Here is a 14,139-nt window from a genome sequence, read left to right as displayed (position 1 = left end):
AATCATTCTCACAAAATAGACGATATTTGTGACTTAAAAACAAAACTATAACGATTTAGAAATGGAAGAACGCAATAAAACACTGGGAGAGTTTATTATTGAGAACCAAAAAGCATTTCAGTATTCTTCGGGAGAGCTTTCCCGAATTATCAACTCTATTCGATTGGCGGCCAAGGTCGTGAATCATAAAGTAAACCAAGCGGGTTTAGTGGATATTATCGGCGCCGCTGGCGAGCAGAATATTCAAGGCGAAGACCAGCAAAAATTAGATGTCTATGCAAACGAAGTATTTATCCAGACGTTAATAAACCGTGAGATTGTCTGTGGTATTGCTTCTGAAGAAAACGACGATTTTATAACAGTTCAGGGGAGCGACAACTGTCATAATAATAAGTACGTAATCTTAATGGATCCGCTTGACGGATCTTCAAACATTGATGTGAATGTTTCTGTGGGAACTATTTTTTCTGTTTTCAGAAGAATTACTCCAATAGGAACTCCGGTAACTAGCGAGGATTTTTTACAACCGGGAATCAATCAAGTTGCAGCAGGCTATGTAATTTATGGAACTTCAACGATGCTGGTTTACACAACAGGTTATGGTGTAAACGGATTTACATTAAATCCGGCAATTGGTACTTTTTACCTTTCGCACCCAAACATGAGATTTCCGAAAGACGGAAATATTTATTCAGTAAACGAAGGAAATTATGTTCATTTTCCGCAAGGCGTAAAAAATTATATTAAATACTGCCAGCGTGAAGAAGGGGACAGACCGTACACTTCGAGATATATCGGAAGTTTAGTAGCCGATTTTCATCGAAATATGATCAAAGGCGGTGTCTACATTTATCCGACAAGTTCGAAAGCACCAAAAGGGAAATTACGTTTGCTGTACGAATGTAATCCTATAGCGTTTTTAGCAGAACAGGCAGGAGGAAAAGCAACAGATGGTTTCGGGAGAATTATGGAAATTCAGCCAACAGAACTTCATCAAAGAGTGCCTTTCTTTTGCGGAAGTTATAATATGGTAGAAAAAGCAGAGGAATTTATGGCTGAAGCTAATTAAAGTTTACAGTCGCAGTCTCAGTTCTTAGTCCAAACTTTAAAAAAGAAACCCGACAGTTTTTGAAAAACTGTCGGGTTTATAATTTAACGCGAGTTTTAAATTTTTTTCGGCATCAAATAAACTGTAAACTGAGACCGAAAACTGAAAACTATTATTTATGCATATTCTGCATTTCGTAAATAAAAGTATCTGCATCAACTTTTTTATCAACTAATGACAAAGCTTTTGCGATAATGTAATCTACGTTGCTTGGCGTAAATCCAAGAGCAACACTTATCTTTTTTAGAAGTATTTCTTGTTTGTCTTCTAAATGATGGTCAACATGTACCATACGTGTTAGGTCATACAAACGCTCTAAACGCTGCACATAAGAATATGGCGGGTTAATAGGGTATTTTAATGGGTCACTAAGAATTTCCTCATATTCTGACTCTGTAATTTCTAAACGAGAAGCCAATTTGTCTAAGAAGTCTTTTTCTTCCGGATATACAACCCCGTCGGCCAATGCCACACGAACGATAGCAGAAAAGTGCCCTTTGTTTCTTTGTTTGAATTCGCTATCAAATAATTCTGAAAATGACATAATTTTAAAAGTTTTATTAAACAAATATAATTCTATTTTTAAATTATTGATTTTAAAATTCTCCTAAAATTTAACTTATTTTTATTGCAGGATTTAGTAGCCCAAATCTTTAAGTTAGAAAATTAATCGTAAGTTTACAACCCCTAATTATTTAATTGTAATACACCTATGTCACAATTTTGGATTTATTTTCAAATAGGATTAAAACACGTTTTAGATATCCATGCTTACGATCACGTTCTTTTTTTAATCGCCTTAACTGTACCGTACTTATTTAAAGACTGGAAAAAGATTTTTCTTTTGGTTTCTATTTTTACAATTGGCCATACTTTGGCGCTAATTCTTTCTGTTTACGGAATTATTGCGATAAAAGTAGATGTTGTAGAATTCCTGATTCCGATTACAATTCTCGTAACTGCTCTTTATCATTTATTTACGGCAGGAAAGACCTCAAAAGATTCTGGTATAAATCTGGTATTTTTTATAACTTTATTCTTTGGAATTATTCATGGACTAGGTTTTTCTAATTATTTCAAAACAATTTTAGGAGGTTCTGCAACCTCAAAATTGTTGCCTTTAGGAGAATTTGCCTTAGGAATTGAAGCTGCTCAGCTTGTAGTGGTTTTCGTTGTTCTGGTAATTTCATATATAGTGCAGACGGTTTTCCGTTTTTCAAAACGCGACTGGGCGCTTGTAATGTCGGCTTTCATTATTGGAGTTGTAATTCCGATGATTATTGAAAGCCCAATTTTGAACAGATAAATTTAAATGGAAGTAAAAAAACTGAACAAGTACGATAAAGCATATCTGCGAATTGCAAAAGAGTGGAGCCTGCTTTCTTACTGTAAACGCAAACAAGTTGGTGCCATTATTGTAAAAGACAGAATGATTATTTCTGATGGTTACAACGGTACGCCATCTGGATTTGAAAATTGCTGTGAAGATGAAGACGGATTAACGCGTTGGGATGTTTTGCACGCTGAAGCGAATGCCATCCTGAAAGTAGCCAGATCAACTCAATCTTGTGAAGGCGCAACGCTGTATATCACGCTTTCGCCTTGTAAAGAATGCAGCAAATTAATACATCAATCTGGAATAAAAAGAGTGGTGTATAAAGATGGATATCGTGATGATTCAGGAATTCAATTTTTAATAAAAGCAGGCATAGAAGTAGAACATATTCCTGTTTTAGAAGAGTAATGAAATTTAATCCAAAATATTTGCCAATAGTAATAGGAGCGACTTTTGCTCTTGGAACAATTGCAGGAAGCCTTATGAATGCTCCCGCAAGTGACCAGCTTTTGGCTAAAAATTACTCAAAAACAAAACTTAATAAACTCATTGATTTTATCAATACAGAATATGTTGATAGCGTCAATACCGATTCGATTGTAAATCTTACAGTCGATAATATTCTTTCCAAATTAGACCCGCATTCTGTTTATATTCCGCCAAGCGAACAAGCAGAAGTTGCTGAAAGCATGAAAGGAGATTTCGTTGGAATCGGAATCAATTTCTACATGTATAAAGATTCAGTTGCGATTATAAAACCTGTTGAAAATGGACCTTCAGCTAAAGCTGGAATAAAATCTGGCGATCGAATTTTATTCGCAGGAAAAACCAAATTGTACGGTAGAAAACTGCCTTCAGATAGTTTATTTTCTAAATTAAAAGGCCTTCAAGGTTCAGAAATTGAATTGACTGTTTTTAGAAAATCAGAACAAAAGAAATTAAAATTTAAAGTAAAACGAGATATCATTCCGATTAAAAGCGTTGATGCTTCTTTGTTAATTGGAAATAACGTTGGTTACATCAAAATAAATCGTTTTGCAGAAACTACTTTCAACGAATTCAAAACAGGCTTAAATAGATTAAAGCAAAAAGGAATTCAGTCGCTTGTAATTGACCTTCGCGATAATGGTGGCGGTTATATGGAAGAAGCGATTGCAATTGCAGATGAATTTTTGAAAGACAAACAATTAATCGTTTTCACAAAAAGCAAAAACGGCTCTACTGAAAAAACATACGCAACAAAAGCTGGAAGTTTTGAAACAGGAAAAGTGTATGTCTTAATTAATGAAAATAGTGCTTCTGCAAGTGAAATTTTAGCAGGAGCAATTCAAGATAATGACCGTGGAACTATCGTTGGTCGCCGTTCTTTCGGAAAAGGTCTAGTTCAAAGAGAAATGGATTTCAATGACGGATCTGCTGTGAGATTGACCGTAGCGCGTTATTATACTCCGACAGGAAGATCAATTCAGAAACCTTATAAAAAAGGAAATGAAGAATATTTTAAAGAATCTGAATCTAGAATTGCAACTGGAGAATTGTATGCAAAAGACAGCATCAAAGTAGCTGATTCTTTAAAGTTTAAAACTCCGAAAGGTAAAATTGTTTACGGTGGCGGCGGAATCGTTCCAGATGTTTTTGTTCCGATGGAAGCAGAGCATGGAAATGAAAATGTCGCTTATTTGTTGCAAACTGGAATTGTGGGGCATTTTGTTTTTGAAGAATTAGATAAAAATAGAAATACTTTTGCGGGAGATAGTTTTGCTAAATTTTTAGCTAAAATGAAAAGCTCAGATGCATATTTCAAAAAATTCAAGAATTATATCTTGATGACAGGTTTGGATTTGAAATTGGATAAGACAAAAGCGCTTGTAAACCGTTATATTACCGCTGAATTTGCCCGACAGCTATATGGAGAATTGTATTATTATGATGTGATCTTAAAAGAAGATGCCATGATAAAAACAATTCTGCCTCCAAAGAAATAACTTCAATCTTTATATCATGAAAATAGAAACCGTTGTTAATGCAGAAATCGAACTTCTAACTGCCATTAAAAAATCGGATGTTTTGGCTTTGGATACCATTCTTCATGACGATTTATTGTTCAATATGCCAGACGGACAAACAATAACCAAGGAACTCGATTTGCAATCGTACCGTTCAGGAAAATTAAAAATCGATTCATTGGAAGCATCTGATCAAATTGTGAATATAATTGAGGATTCAGCTGTAGTTGCCGTTACAGTTGCCTTAGAAGGAACTTATGAAAATAATCCGATTAATGGGGTTTTCAAATATATTAGAGTTTGGAAAAAAGCAGGCAAAAATTTAAAAGTTATTGCAGGAAGCTGCGTTCAGCTGGCATAGAATTTGAAGCTGGAAAAATAATATTAATTTAAAATAAAACATAGCAAATATCGCGTTAACCATGACGTTCTTTGCGGTTAAAATATTAAAATATGAAAAATTTAAAAAGAGTAAGTTTTCTAGTCCTTCTAATGGCTTTTGTAATCTCTTGCACAACGATGAAAAACGATTCGAATAATGCAGTTTCTGGAAAAGTAGAATCTATTGAAGGAGGAAAAGACGGTTATACAGCAAAAATTACTACCGATGCTAAAGAGGTTTATTTTGCGACAATTAGTATCGTAAACGTTGGCGGTCCTCAAAACTACAAACAATTTAAAATTGGAGATGTGGTGTCTGTAAAAGGAGAAAAATGGAAAGCCGAAGACGAAAACCATATCAAAGTAACAGAAATCGTTTCGGTTAAATAAGAAACAAATTCCTGAAAAAAATTAAACCATATAAGGGATATGAGTTCATATATGCTTTGCGCATAGATTAAATGAACTTATATCACTTATATGGTTTTATAATTTTATATGGTGTAATCTATCGAATACTATCGTGAGCGTGAGTTTGTACGCCGTTATTCCATAAAGTAAGAATATCTGTTGCTACAGCAGCGCCACTTCCGGCGGCAATTGCCAATTGGCTTCTCCAGCCAGCTAAAGTCCCAATCACATAAATTCCATCATCAACTTTGTGATCTTCGTTTTTAAGCTGAATACGCTGTTTTTCTGGAAGCGCTTTTTTGTGAGGTTCAACAAATTGCATTAAACCTTCAATGTCGAAAGTATTGGCAGAACCAATTCCAACTACGATATTTTTTGTTGTATAAGAGTTTTTATTTGTTACTACAGTAAATTCAGGATAACTGCCCTCAATTTTCATTACTTTTTCGTTCGGAATTTGAGTAATGTGCGGATAAGTCGTGGCCAAATCCTGTGTGCTTTCCGTTAAAAGTTCAGAACCTAATTTTCCTGGAGCAATTCCGTAAGCGTTATAAAATATTGCCTCTTGTAAAGAAGAATTTTTCTGATGAGTAAAAATTCCGATTTTTTTATCAGTAACAAAAGTTTTGTTTTTTGCGGATCCTAAGACAAGAGCACAAGACATTCCTGATACTCCTCCGCCAATAATTAAAACTTCAAACATAATTATCTGTTATCATTCATTTTTTCTTCAATTCTTTTTGAAATTCTAAAAATCAAAAGAATCAAAACAGCGCAAAATGAAGCGGCGATTCCAATAAAAGCTACCATACTATCTCCCTGAAATGGGTTTTGAAAGTCTAATAGCGTAATATTAAAAACGATTAAAGCTAATGCCAAAAGCACTAAGACTGAAGTGAAAATTTTCATAAGGTTGTTTTGTTTTGCCTAAAATAATAAAGTAGAACTTTAATGGGGAAATTGCCTCAAAGTTGTATTCTAGAAATTTTACGGGGTAAAAGTATAAAAATAAATTTTAGACAAACAAACCTTTAACATTAGCAGCGAATAATTTAACAGCAATTGCTAAAAGTATCACTCCAAATGTCTTGCGGACCACTCCAAGTCCGTTTTCTCCTAACAGACTTTCGATTTTTTTAGAAGACTTTAAAACGATATAAACTACGATGATATTTAGTACAATTGCAATGATAATATTAATGGTATGAAATTGAGATCGAAGCGATAATAAAGTCGTCATTGTTCCAGCTCCAGCAATTAAAGGAAAAGCAAGCGGGACAATAGATGCAGATCCTGGTTCTTCATCGCGATAAATTCTGATTCCTAAAATCATTTCAAGCGCTAGAAAGAATAAAACGAAAGATCCGGCAACGGCAAACGAGTGCACATCAATACCAATTAAGTTCAGTAAACCTTCTCCAACAAAAAGAAAAACAATCATAATAGCTCCGGCAACAAGGGAAGCCTTCTCAGATTCGATGTGTCCCACCTTAGCTCTTAAATTTACAATAATCGGAATTGAACCAACAATATCAATTACGGCAAAAAGTACCATACTAACGGTAATGATTTCTTTAAAATCGATGTCTAGCATATCGCTTTAATTTTTAGGGTTTAAAAAACTGCTGCAAAAGTAGTTAATAAAGTTAGGTGTTTTTTCGTTACACTGTATTTTTGTTATAAAAACATGTTTTAATGGTTAAAAAAGTGATATTTGTAACAATTGTGATTTTCTTTTGCATTTAGTAAAAGGTATAAAAGATTTTACCGCAAAGCACGCAAAGTTATTTCGCAACGTTCGCAAGGTTGAATGATTATCGAAATCTTGTAAAATAGACTTTTGCGAATCTTTGCGTGCTTTGCGGTTAAATTTTACCAAAAAATATCTATAATCTTTGACTATCTTTGCGCTTTAAAAATAATATCATGTTTCAGTTAGGTAAAACTATTATTTCAGAAGATATTCTGGAGAAAGAATTTGTGTGCAACTTGTCTGCCTGTAAAGGGGCTTGTTGTGTTGATGGAGATGCGGGGGCGCCTTTGAATGAGGCTGAAACCAAAATATTAGAAGAAATTTATCCAAAAGTAAAGCCCTTTTTGCGAAAAGAAGGAATTGCCGCTATTGAAGCGCAAGGAACTTGGGTGAAAGGAACTGATGGAGATTTAGAAACTCCGCTAATTGACAATAAAGATTGTGCTTATGTGATTTTTGATGGAAAAACGGCACTTTGCGGAATCGAGCAAGCTTATAACCAAGGTATAGTAGATTGGAAAAAACCTGTTTCTTGTCATTTATATCCAATTCGCGTAAAAGACTTCACAGAATTCGCTGCGGTTAATTATGACAAATGGGATATTTGCGATGATGCTTGTTCGTTAGGTAAAGAATTGGAAGTTCCAGTTTATAAATTTGTAAAAGAAGCGCTAATCAGACGCTTTGGCGAAGATTGGTATTTGGAACTCGAAAAAGTAGCCCAAGAACACAAAAATTCATAAAAAACGGCATCAAAAATTATAGTCTTTTTGACCACATCTTTTGACTCAAAAAAATAAAATTTTGACTCTAAAAAAACTTTTCAAAACTATTTAAAATTTCTTGCTTTTTATTCGAAAAAGTCTATATTTTACAGGCTCTTACAGATGAAAAACGATTTTAAATAACTCATTAGCAGCAAATTAATTATTTGTCTGAATTTATTTTCAAATTTGGCCGTTGTTAAAAACTAGGTCCGATTGTGAATAAGTTTGAGTTTGATTTTTGACGTTTATTAACAATCTTTGTATTGCTTGTTTAAGAGCAAAAAAACAATAAAAAAATTAACAGAATCTGTCATGTCACAAATCGAACCAATATTACAAGAAAATAAAAATCGCTTCGTTATTTTTCCGATTAAACATCATGATATTTGGGAGTGGTATAAAAAGATGGAAGCTAGTTTTTGGACTGCAGAAGAAATCGATTTACATCAAGATTTGACAGACTGGAATAATAAGTTGAATGACGACGAAAGATATTTCATTAAACATATTTTAGCATTCTTTGCGGCTTCTGATGGAATCGTAAACGAAAATCTTGCTGAAAACTTTGTAAATGAAGTGCAATATGCTGAAGCTAAATTTTTCTATGGTTTCCAAATTATGATGGAAAACATTCATAGCGAAACGTATTCTTTATTAATTGACACTTACGTGAAAGACGAAGCGGAAAAAGCAGAATTATTCAATGCTTTGGAAGTTTTCCCTGCAATTGGTAAAAAAGCAGAATGGGCTTTAAAATGGATCGAGTCAGATTCGTTTGCTGAAAGATTAATTGCTTTTGCTGCAGTTGAAGGAATCTTTTTCTCAGGTGCTTTCTGTTCAATTTATTGGTTGAAAAAACGTGGTTTAATGCCAGGATTGACTTTTTCTAATGAGTTGATTTCTCGTGACGAAGGTGTACATTGTGATTTTGCAGTTCATTTGCATAATCATCATTTGGTAAATAAAGTGCCAAAAGAAAGAATTAAAGAAATTATCGTTGATGCTTTAAATATCGAAAGAGAATTTGTTACAGAATCTCTTCCGGTAAGTTTAATTGGTATGAATGCTGCTTTAATGACGCAATATTTAGAATTTGTTGCAGATAGATTATTAGTAGAATTAGGTTGTGAGCGTGTGTATGGATCAGCGAATCCGTTTGATTTCATGGACATGATTTCTCTTCAAGGAAAAACTAATTTCTTTGAAAAACGTGTTGCCGAGTATCAAAAATCTGGTGTAATGAACACGGATAGTGATGCTCAGAAAATTTCATTTGATGCAGATTTCTAGACAACGAGAATAAATTTTAGTATCTGCACTTCCAGAGATATTAAAAAAGATTAACACATTATTTTACGGTTGAATCTCTTTCCCAAATCGCAGATTCAATAGCAATTTTTAACGTATTTAAATTCGATTTTCGGATTTGAAACGAGTGACTATTGAGAATTCGGTAATTCTCAAAAAATAATTTAAAAACACGCAATGTTTAGGTGCTAGATTCGTTCTCTAGTTACTTTCATTTTTTCAATAACTATAAAAGGTAAGCTTATGTATGTAGTAAAAAGAGATGGCCACAGAGAGCCCGTAATGTTTGATAAGATTACAGAAAGAATCAAAAAATTGTGTTACGGCTTGAATGAGCTTGTAGATCCAGTGAAGGTAGCGATGAGAGTTATCGAAGGATTGTATGACGGGGTTTCGACTTCTGAATTGGATAATCTTGCAGCAGAAACGGCAGCTTCTATGACTATTGCGCATCCAGATTATGCTCAATTGGCAGCTCGTGTAGCAATTTCTAACCTACATTCAAATACTAAAAAATCTTTCTCTGAAACGATGAAAGATATGTATAATTATGTGAATCCTAGAAATAATCAAGACGCACCATTAGTTGCTGATGACGTGTACAAAGTGATTCAGGAAAATGCAGCCTTTTTAGATTCTCACATTATTTATACAAGAGATTTTAATTACGATTACTTTGGTTTCAAAACTTTAGAGCGTTCTTATCTTCTTAAAATAAACGGAAAAATTGTTGAGCGTCCGCAGCACATGTTGATGCGTGTTTCTGTTGGTATTCACTTAGACGATTTAAAATCGGTTATTGAAACTTACGATTTAATGTCTAAAAAGTTCTTCACGCACGCAACGCCAACGTTGTTCAACGCGGGAACTCCAAAACCTCAAATGTCTTCTTGTTTCCTTTTGGCAATGCAAGATGATAGTATTGATGGAATTTACGATACTTTAAAACAAACGGCCAAAATCTCGCAATCAGCGGGAGGAATTGGTCTTTCGATTCATAACGTCCGTGCAACAGGATCTTACATTCGTGGTACAAACGGAACTTCAAACGGAATTGTTCCGATGTTGAGAGTTTTCAACGATACAGCACGTTATGTAGATCAAGGTGGTGGAAAACGTAAAGGAAGTTTTGCGATTTACATCGAAACTTGGCATGCTGATATTTTTGATTTCTTGGATTTGAAGAAAAATACAGGAAAAGAAGAAATGCGTGCAAGAGATTTATTCTTCGCAATGTGGACTTCAGATTTGTTCATGAAACGTGTTCAGGAAGATACAACTTGGACTTTAATGTGTCCAAACGAGTGTCCAGGATTATATGACGTTTACGGAGAAGAATTCGAAAAACTTTATACAGATTACGAATTTCAAGGAAAAGGAAGAAAAACAATCCGTGCTCGTGAGTTATGGGAGAAAATCCTAGAATCTCAAATCGAGACTGGAACACCATATATGTTGTACAAAGATGCGGCAAACCGTAAATCGAATCACAAGAATTTAGGAACAATTCGTTCTTCAAACTTGTGTACAGAGATTATGGAGTTTACATCTAAAGATGAAATCGCAGTTTGTAACTTGGCTTCTCTTTCATTGCCAATGTTTGTTGAAAACGGACAATTTGATCACCAAGCGCTTTACAACGTTACAAAACGTGTAACTCGTAACTTGAACAAAGTAATTGACAGAAATTATTATCCGGTAAAAGAAGCTGAAAATTCTAACTTCCGTCACCGTCCGGTAGGATTGGGAGTACAAGGTTTAGCAGATGCTTTTATCATGTTGCGTATGCCATTTACAAGTGATGAAGCTAAAAAATTAAACCAAGAGATTTTCGAAACTTTATACTTCGCTGCTGTAACCGCTTCTATGGAAATGGCGAAAGAAGAAGGGCCATACTCAACTTTTGCTGGTTCGCCAATGTCACAAGGAGAATTCCAATACAACATGTGGGGAATGAAAGATGAGGAATTATCTGGCCGTTGGGACTGGGCTTCTTTGAGAAAAGAAGTTATGGAGCACGGAGTTCGTAACTCATTATTAGTTGCGCCAATGCCAACAGCTTCAACTTCTCAAATTTTAGGAAACAACGAAGCTTTCGAACCTTATACTTCAAATATTTATACACGTCGTGTATTATCTGGAGAGTTCATCGTGGTAAACAAACATTTACTGGAAGATTTAGTAAAATTAGGTTTATGGAACGAGTCATTGAAACAAGAAATAATGCGTCATAACGGATCTGTTCAAAACATTGATATTATTCCGCAAGACTTAAAAGATCTTTACAAAACAGTTTGGGAAATGTCGATGAAAGATATTATTGATATGTCTCGCCAAAGAGGTTACTTTATTGATCAATCTCAATCGTTGAACTTGTTCATGCAAGATGCAAACTATTCTAAACTAACGTCAATGCATTTTTACGCTTGGCAGTCTGGTTTAAAAACTGGAATGTATTACTTAAGAACAAAAGCCGCTGTAGATGCGATTAAATTCACATTAAACAACGATAAAAAAGAAGAAACAGCACCTTCTTTAGTTCAAGAAAGTGAAGCAATCAGCGTTGAAGATTACAAAGCAATGTTATTAAAAGCACAAGCAGCCGATCCAGAGGATTGCGAAATGTGTGGATCTTAATCTCTTTTTAGAAGAAAGAAAATAGAATAAAAAAACAAGATTTATTCTTAATTATATAGAAAGCAGTTGTCATTTGATAGCTGCTTTTTTTTGTTTATTTGCTATTCGTATATTTATTTAGATTTTATGAATAAGCTTTTAACTTTTATTTTATTTTTTTTGAATTTCGTCATCTATGCTCAGAAGAAAGATGTTGTTTATGGAATTACTTACGATTCGTATCCTGCAGTTGGTTATTCTTATGAAGTAGGTGTGTTATATTTACGAGATGATAATAGTTATAGGCGCTTGCTTCAAAAGTATAATTCAAAAAAAATGGCGAGAAAAAATGTTTTAAGAAGCTCTGTTGATGAAAATGGGAAATGGAAAATGTCTGGTGATACTTTATTACTTTATGATAATAATAGTATTCCAATTAAATTTTTCAAAATCAGTGATAAAAGAATAATTTTTATATTTGATGATATTGACAGATCTAGATATTATTGGAGAAAAGTAAAAAATTGATGTAAAAGGATTTAAGTTCAATTCATAAAAACAAAAAGGATTATTATAAATTAGCAAATGACTATTTGTTGAATATAGATTTTAATGAGTTAGATATTAGCTTTGATGAAATCGCTTCAAAATCTATTTCAATTTTAATTGATCATGATTTCATTCAAACGCCATGTGTCGAAATCAAATTAGAACTTCAAAATAATCAAATAAAAGTTGGGAATTATTTCTTGTATATTGATGAAAGCAAACAATTTCTAGATGAATTTTTATTTTAAAGATTTTTAAACATAGCCCAAGGTTTCAACCTTGGGTACATAAGGAGAGGAAAAATATTGCGCTCCCAAGGTTGAAACCTTGGGCTATGTTTGATTATGATTGTCTAATGGCAATAACCTCAAAAAATCCTCGTTCTAATTAATACCAAAGACCTTTTAAAAACTTAGCACCTCAGAATTTTAGCGATTTAATCTCTTTTAAATTAAACCTTTAGACTAGAATCAAGTCTTATTGTAATAATTTCTGAATTATGAAAAAAAGCAATCTTTTGTCATTACGATTAGGTTTTTCAGGAAAACAAGCCAATCAAATTGAAAAGTTAGGATTAGAAACATTTCTAAAGCATTCCTATAACTCCAAATTTGAGAAAGAGCTTCCAGACTTTCTGCAGGATCAGCCTAAAACAACTTTAGAATTAAAGCAAATTAGGGAGCAAATAAAAACCTCAGATCCCGAAACCAAAAAAGAACTTCAGAAAAAACAAAATCTGGCAAACGCAGCATTAAAAAAATGGTGGATTACTAAAATGCGTACGGACGAATTTCCTTTACGTGAAAATATGGTTTGTTTTTGGCATAATCACTTCGTATCGACTTCGAAAAAAGTAAAAATCAACTACTGGGTTTATCAGCACAATATGATTTTGCGTGAAAATGCTTTTGGTAATTTTAAAGAATTGACCAAACAGATTCTGAAATCTAATGCAATGGTGCGATATCTCGATAACGGCGACAATAAAAAAGGAAAAGTCAACGAAAACCTGAGTCGTGAATTATTAGAATTATTTACAATCGGAATTGGAAATTACACTGAAAACGATATTAAAAATGGCGCAAAAGCATTAGCGGGTTTAAACATTGACGATAACGGCGCAGTTTATCGAAAAAATTTAGAAGACAATAGCGATAAAACCTATTTTGGAAAAACCGGAAACTGGAAAGCCGATGATTTGGTTGATATTATTTTCGAACAGAAAAACATTCCGTATTTAATTACCCGAAAAATTCTGAAATGGTTTATATACGATAATCCGCCAGAAAATTTGGTGACTTATTATGGAGATTATCTTAGAAAAGAAAAATTCGAAATCCAGCCTTTGCTGACAAAAATTTTTACCGAGGAATTTTCGAAAGAGAATTCAGGAAATAAAATTAAAAATCCGCTGGTTTATATTTTGCAGCTTTATGATGAATTGCAAATCGATAATGTTGACGATGCTGCAATTATGGCTTTCCTAAAACAGGAAGGAATGGATTTGTACGATCAGGTAAATGTGAAAGGTTGGGACGGTGGAAATTCTTGGCTGACGTCGCAGATTTATCTACAGAGAAATAATACCGCAGATTTATTATGTAGTGGAAAAAGCCTCAATCGAAAGGTTTTGAAAACGATGATAAATGGAGTGGAAAAAGAAAAATTAGAATATGAGAAAGTTGATGTAAAAGTTGTTTTTGATTCCAACGGAAATAATAAAACCATCATTTCTCAACTGTCGAACCGATTATTATTCGCGGTAAGCGACTCGGCTCAAAAAGATATGGAAAATCTTTTGAAATATGATTTTGACCCAACATCACCGCATGCCAATTTTGCAGTTGTCCGCGTATTTAATTACATCACAAAACTGCCTGAATATCAATTAATTTAGAAAATAA

At 33.7% G+C, this 14,139-nt stretch carries 16 protein-coding genes; 12 read left to right on the top strand and 4 right to left on the bottom strand.

Going from position 1 to position 14,139, the window contains the following annotated elements; translation table 11 throughout:
* Nucleotides 1–61: 61 nt before the first annotated feature.
* On the top strand, nt 62–1,069 hold the full coding sequence (fbp, locus tag QLQ96_RS02785; RefSeq protein ID WP_482494486.1) for a class 1 fructose-bisphosphatase: 1,008 nt from the start codon (nt 62–64) through the stop codon (nt 1,067–1,069).
* A 151-nt stretch (nt 1,070–1,220) separates the two neighbouring features.
* On the opposite strand, the gene QLQ96_RS02780 is transcribed toward fbp, so the two are convergent.
* A complete protein-coding gene (locus tag QLQ96_RS02780; protein WP_482494484.1) occupies nt 1,221–1,652 on the bottom strand; it encodes a TerB family tellurite resistance protein in 432 nt (143 codons plus the stop codon).
* A 168-nt stretch (nt 1,653–1,820) separates the two neighbouring features.
* On the opposite strand from QLQ96_RS02780, the gene QLQ96_RS02775 reads away from it, so the two are divergent.
* The 5 genes from QLQ96_RS02775 to QLQ96_RS02755 all read left to right on the top strand — a co-directional run bounded on the left by QLQ96_RS02775 (nt 1,821) and on the right by QLQ96_RS02755 (nt 5,221).
* Nucleotides 1,821–2,414 carry a HupE/UreJ family protein gene (locus tag QLQ96_RS02775; RefSeq protein ID WP_482494482.1) on the top strand — a complete coding sequence of 198 codons (594 nt, stop codon included), beginning with the start codon at nt 1,821–1,823 and terminating at the stop codon, nt 2,412–2,414.
* 6 nt (nt 2,415–2,420) lie between these two features.
* Nucleotides 2,421–2,852, top strand: coding sequence for a deoxycytidylate deaminase (locus QLQ96_RS02770; RefSeq protein ID WP_095928260.1), 432 nt, complete (start codon nt 2,421–2,423; stop codon nt 2,850–2,852).
* Nucleotides 2,852–4,429, top strand: a complete 1,578-nt coding sequence (locus tag QLQ96_RS02765) for a S41 family peptidase (RefSeq protein ID WP_482494480.1) — start codon at nt 2,852–2,854, stop codon at nt 4,427–4,429. Before QLQ96_RS02770 ends, QLQ96_RS02765 begins: the two co-directional genes overlap by 1 nt.
* Nucleotides 4,430–4,445: 16 nt before the next feature.
* Nucleotides 4,446–4,811, top strand: coding sequence for a nuclear transport factor 2 family protein (locus QLQ96_RS02760; protein WP_482494479.1), 366 nt, complete (start codon nt 4,446–4,448; stop codon nt 4,809–4,811).
* A gap of 92 nt (nt 4,812–4,903) precedes the next feature.
* On the top strand, nt 4,904–5,221 hold the full coding sequence (locus QLQ96_RS02755; RefSeq protein ID WP_482494478.1) for a hypothetical protein: 318 nt from the start codon (nt 4,904–4,906) through the stop codon (nt 5,219–5,221).
* Between the two features lie 118 nt (nt 5,222–5,339).
* Here the strand turns inward: QLQ96_RS02755 and QLQ96_RS02750 are convergent, their stop codons facing one another.
* The 3 genes from QLQ96_RS02750 to QLQ96_RS02740 form a co-directional block, all read right to left on the bottom strand.
* Nucleotides 5,340–5,945: an FAD-dependent oxidoreductase gene (locus QLQ96_RS02750; protein WP_482494476.1), complete on the bottom strand. Its 606-nt coding sequence runs from the start codon at nt 5,943–5,945 to the stop codon at nt 5,340–5,342.
* Between the two features lie 2 nt (nt 5,946–5,947).
* On the bottom strand, nt 5,948–6,151 hold the full coding sequence (locus QLQ96_RS02745) for a hypothetical protein (RefSeq protein ID WP_482494474.1): 204 nt from the start codon (nt 6,149–6,151) through the stop codon (nt 5,948–5,950).
* Between the two features lie 106 nt (nt 6,152–6,257).
* Entirely contained in the window at nt 6,258–6,836 is a 579-nt protein-coding gene (locus QLQ96_RS02740) for a MarC family protein (protein WP_482494472.1), read from the bottom strand.
* Between the two features lie 332 nt (nt 6,837–7,168).
* Between QLQ96_RS02740 and QLQ96_RS02735 the strand changes: the two genes are divergently transcribed.
* From QLQ96_RS02735 to QLQ96_RS02710, 6 genes are all read left to right on the top strand, one after another.
* On the top strand, nt 7,169–7,738 hold the full coding sequence (locus QLQ96_RS02735) for a DUF3109 family protein (RefSeq protein ID WP_482494470.1): 570 nt from the start codon (nt 7,169–7,171) through the stop codon (nt 7,736–7,738).
* A gap of 336 nt (nt 7,739–8,074) precedes the next feature.
* Nucleotides 8,075–9,052, top strand: a complete 978-nt coding sequence (locus QLQ96_RS02730; RefSeq protein WP_482494468.1) for a ribonucleotide-diphosphate reductase subunit beta — start codon at nt 8,075–8,077, stop codon at nt 9,050–9,052.
* A 261-nt stretch (nt 9,053–9,313) separates the two neighbouring features.
* Nucleotides 9,314–11,707, top strand: coding sequence for a ribonucleoside-diphosphate reductase subunit alpha (locus QLQ96_RS02725; RefSeq protein WP_482494467.1), 2,394 nt, complete (start codon nt 9,314–9,316; stop codon nt 11,705–11,707).
* Between the two features lie 159 nt (nt 11,708–11,866).
* On the top strand, nt 11,867–12,214 hold the full coding sequence (locus QLQ96_RS02720; protein ID WP_482494465.1) for a hypothetical protein: 348 nt from the start codon (nt 11,867–11,869) through the stop codon (nt 12,212–12,214).
* A 68-nt stretch (nt 12,215–12,282) separates the two neighbouring features.
* Nucleotides 12,283–12,483, top strand: a complete 201-nt coding sequence (locus QLQ96_RS02715) for a hypothetical protein (RefSeq protein ID WP_482494464.1) — start codon at nt 12,283–12,285, stop codon at nt 12,481–12,483.
* A 251-nt stretch (nt 12,484–12,734) separates the two neighbouring features.
* Nucleotides 12,735–14,132: a DUF1800 domain-containing protein gene (locus QLQ96_RS02710; protein ID WP_482494462.1), complete on the top strand. Its 1,398-nt coding sequence runs from the start codon at nt 12,735–12,737 to the stop codon at nt 14,130–14,132.
* The last annotated feature ends 7 nt before the right edge of the window (nt 14,133–14,139 follow it).

The sequence above is a fragment of the Flavobacterium sp. B167r genome, from assembly GCF_056824315.1.
Note: the sequence above shows the minus strand (reverse complement) of the source record. Positions and strands in the feature narration are given on the sequence as shown.

Bases quoted from the DNA above. Each gene is read 5' to 3' on its own strand.
- QLQ96_RS02765 (WP_482494480.1), top strand. From the start codon at position 2,852: ATGAAATTTAATCCAAAATATTTGCCAATAGTAATAGGAGCGACTTTT.
- fbp (WP_482494486.1), top strand. From the start codon at position 62: ATGGAAGAACGCAATAAAACACTGGGAGAGTTTATTATTGAGAACCAA.
- QLQ96_RS02710 (WP_482494462.1), top strand. From the start codon at position 12,735: ATGAAAAAAAGCAATCTTTTGTCATTACGATTAGGTTTTTCAGGAAAA.
- QLQ96_RS02745 (WP_482494474.1), bottom strand. From the start codon at position 6,151: ATGAAAATTTTCACTTCAGTCTTAGTGCTTTTGGCATTAGCTTTAATC.
- QLQ96_RS02740 (WP_482494472.1), bottom strand. From the start codon at position 6,836: ATGCTAGACATCGATTTTAAAGAAATCATTACCGTTAGTATGGTACTT.
- QLQ96_RS02770 (WP_095928260.1), top strand. From the start codon at position 2,421: ATGGAAGTAAAAAAACTGAACAAGTACGATAAAGCATATCTGCGAATT.
- QLQ96_RS02750 (WP_482494476.1), bottom strand. From the start codon at position 5,945: ATGTTTGAAGTTTTAATTATTGGCGGAGGAGTATCAGGAATGTCTTGT.
- QLQ96_RS02730 (WP_482494468.1), top strand. From the start codon at position 8,075: ATGTCACAAATCGAACCAATATTACAAGAAAATAAAAATCGCTTCGTT.
- QLQ96_RS02780 (WP_482494484.1), bottom strand. From the start codon at position 1,652: ATGTCATTTTCAGAATTATTTGATAGCGAATTCAAACAAAGAAACAAA.
- QLQ96_RS02755 (WP_482494478.1), top strand. From the start codon at position 4,904: ATGAAAAATTTAAAAAGAGTAAGTTTTCTAGTCCTTCTAATGGCTTTT.
- QLQ96_RS02775 (WP_482494482.1), top strand. From the start codon at position 1,821: ATGTCACAATTTTGGATTTATTTTCAAATAGGATTAAAACACGTTTTA.
- QLQ96_RS02735 (WP_482494470.1), top strand. From the start codon at position 7,169: ATGTTTCAGTTAGGTAAAACTATTATTTCAGAAGATATTCTGGAGAAA.
- QLQ96_RS02760 (WP_482494479.1), top strand. From the start codon at position 4,446: ATGAAAATAGAAACCGTTGTTAATGCAGAAATCGAACTTCTAACTGCC.
- QLQ96_RS02725 (WP_482494467.1), top strand. From the start codon at position 9,314: ATGTATGTAGTAAAAAGAGATGGCCACAGAGAGCCCGTAATGTTTGAT.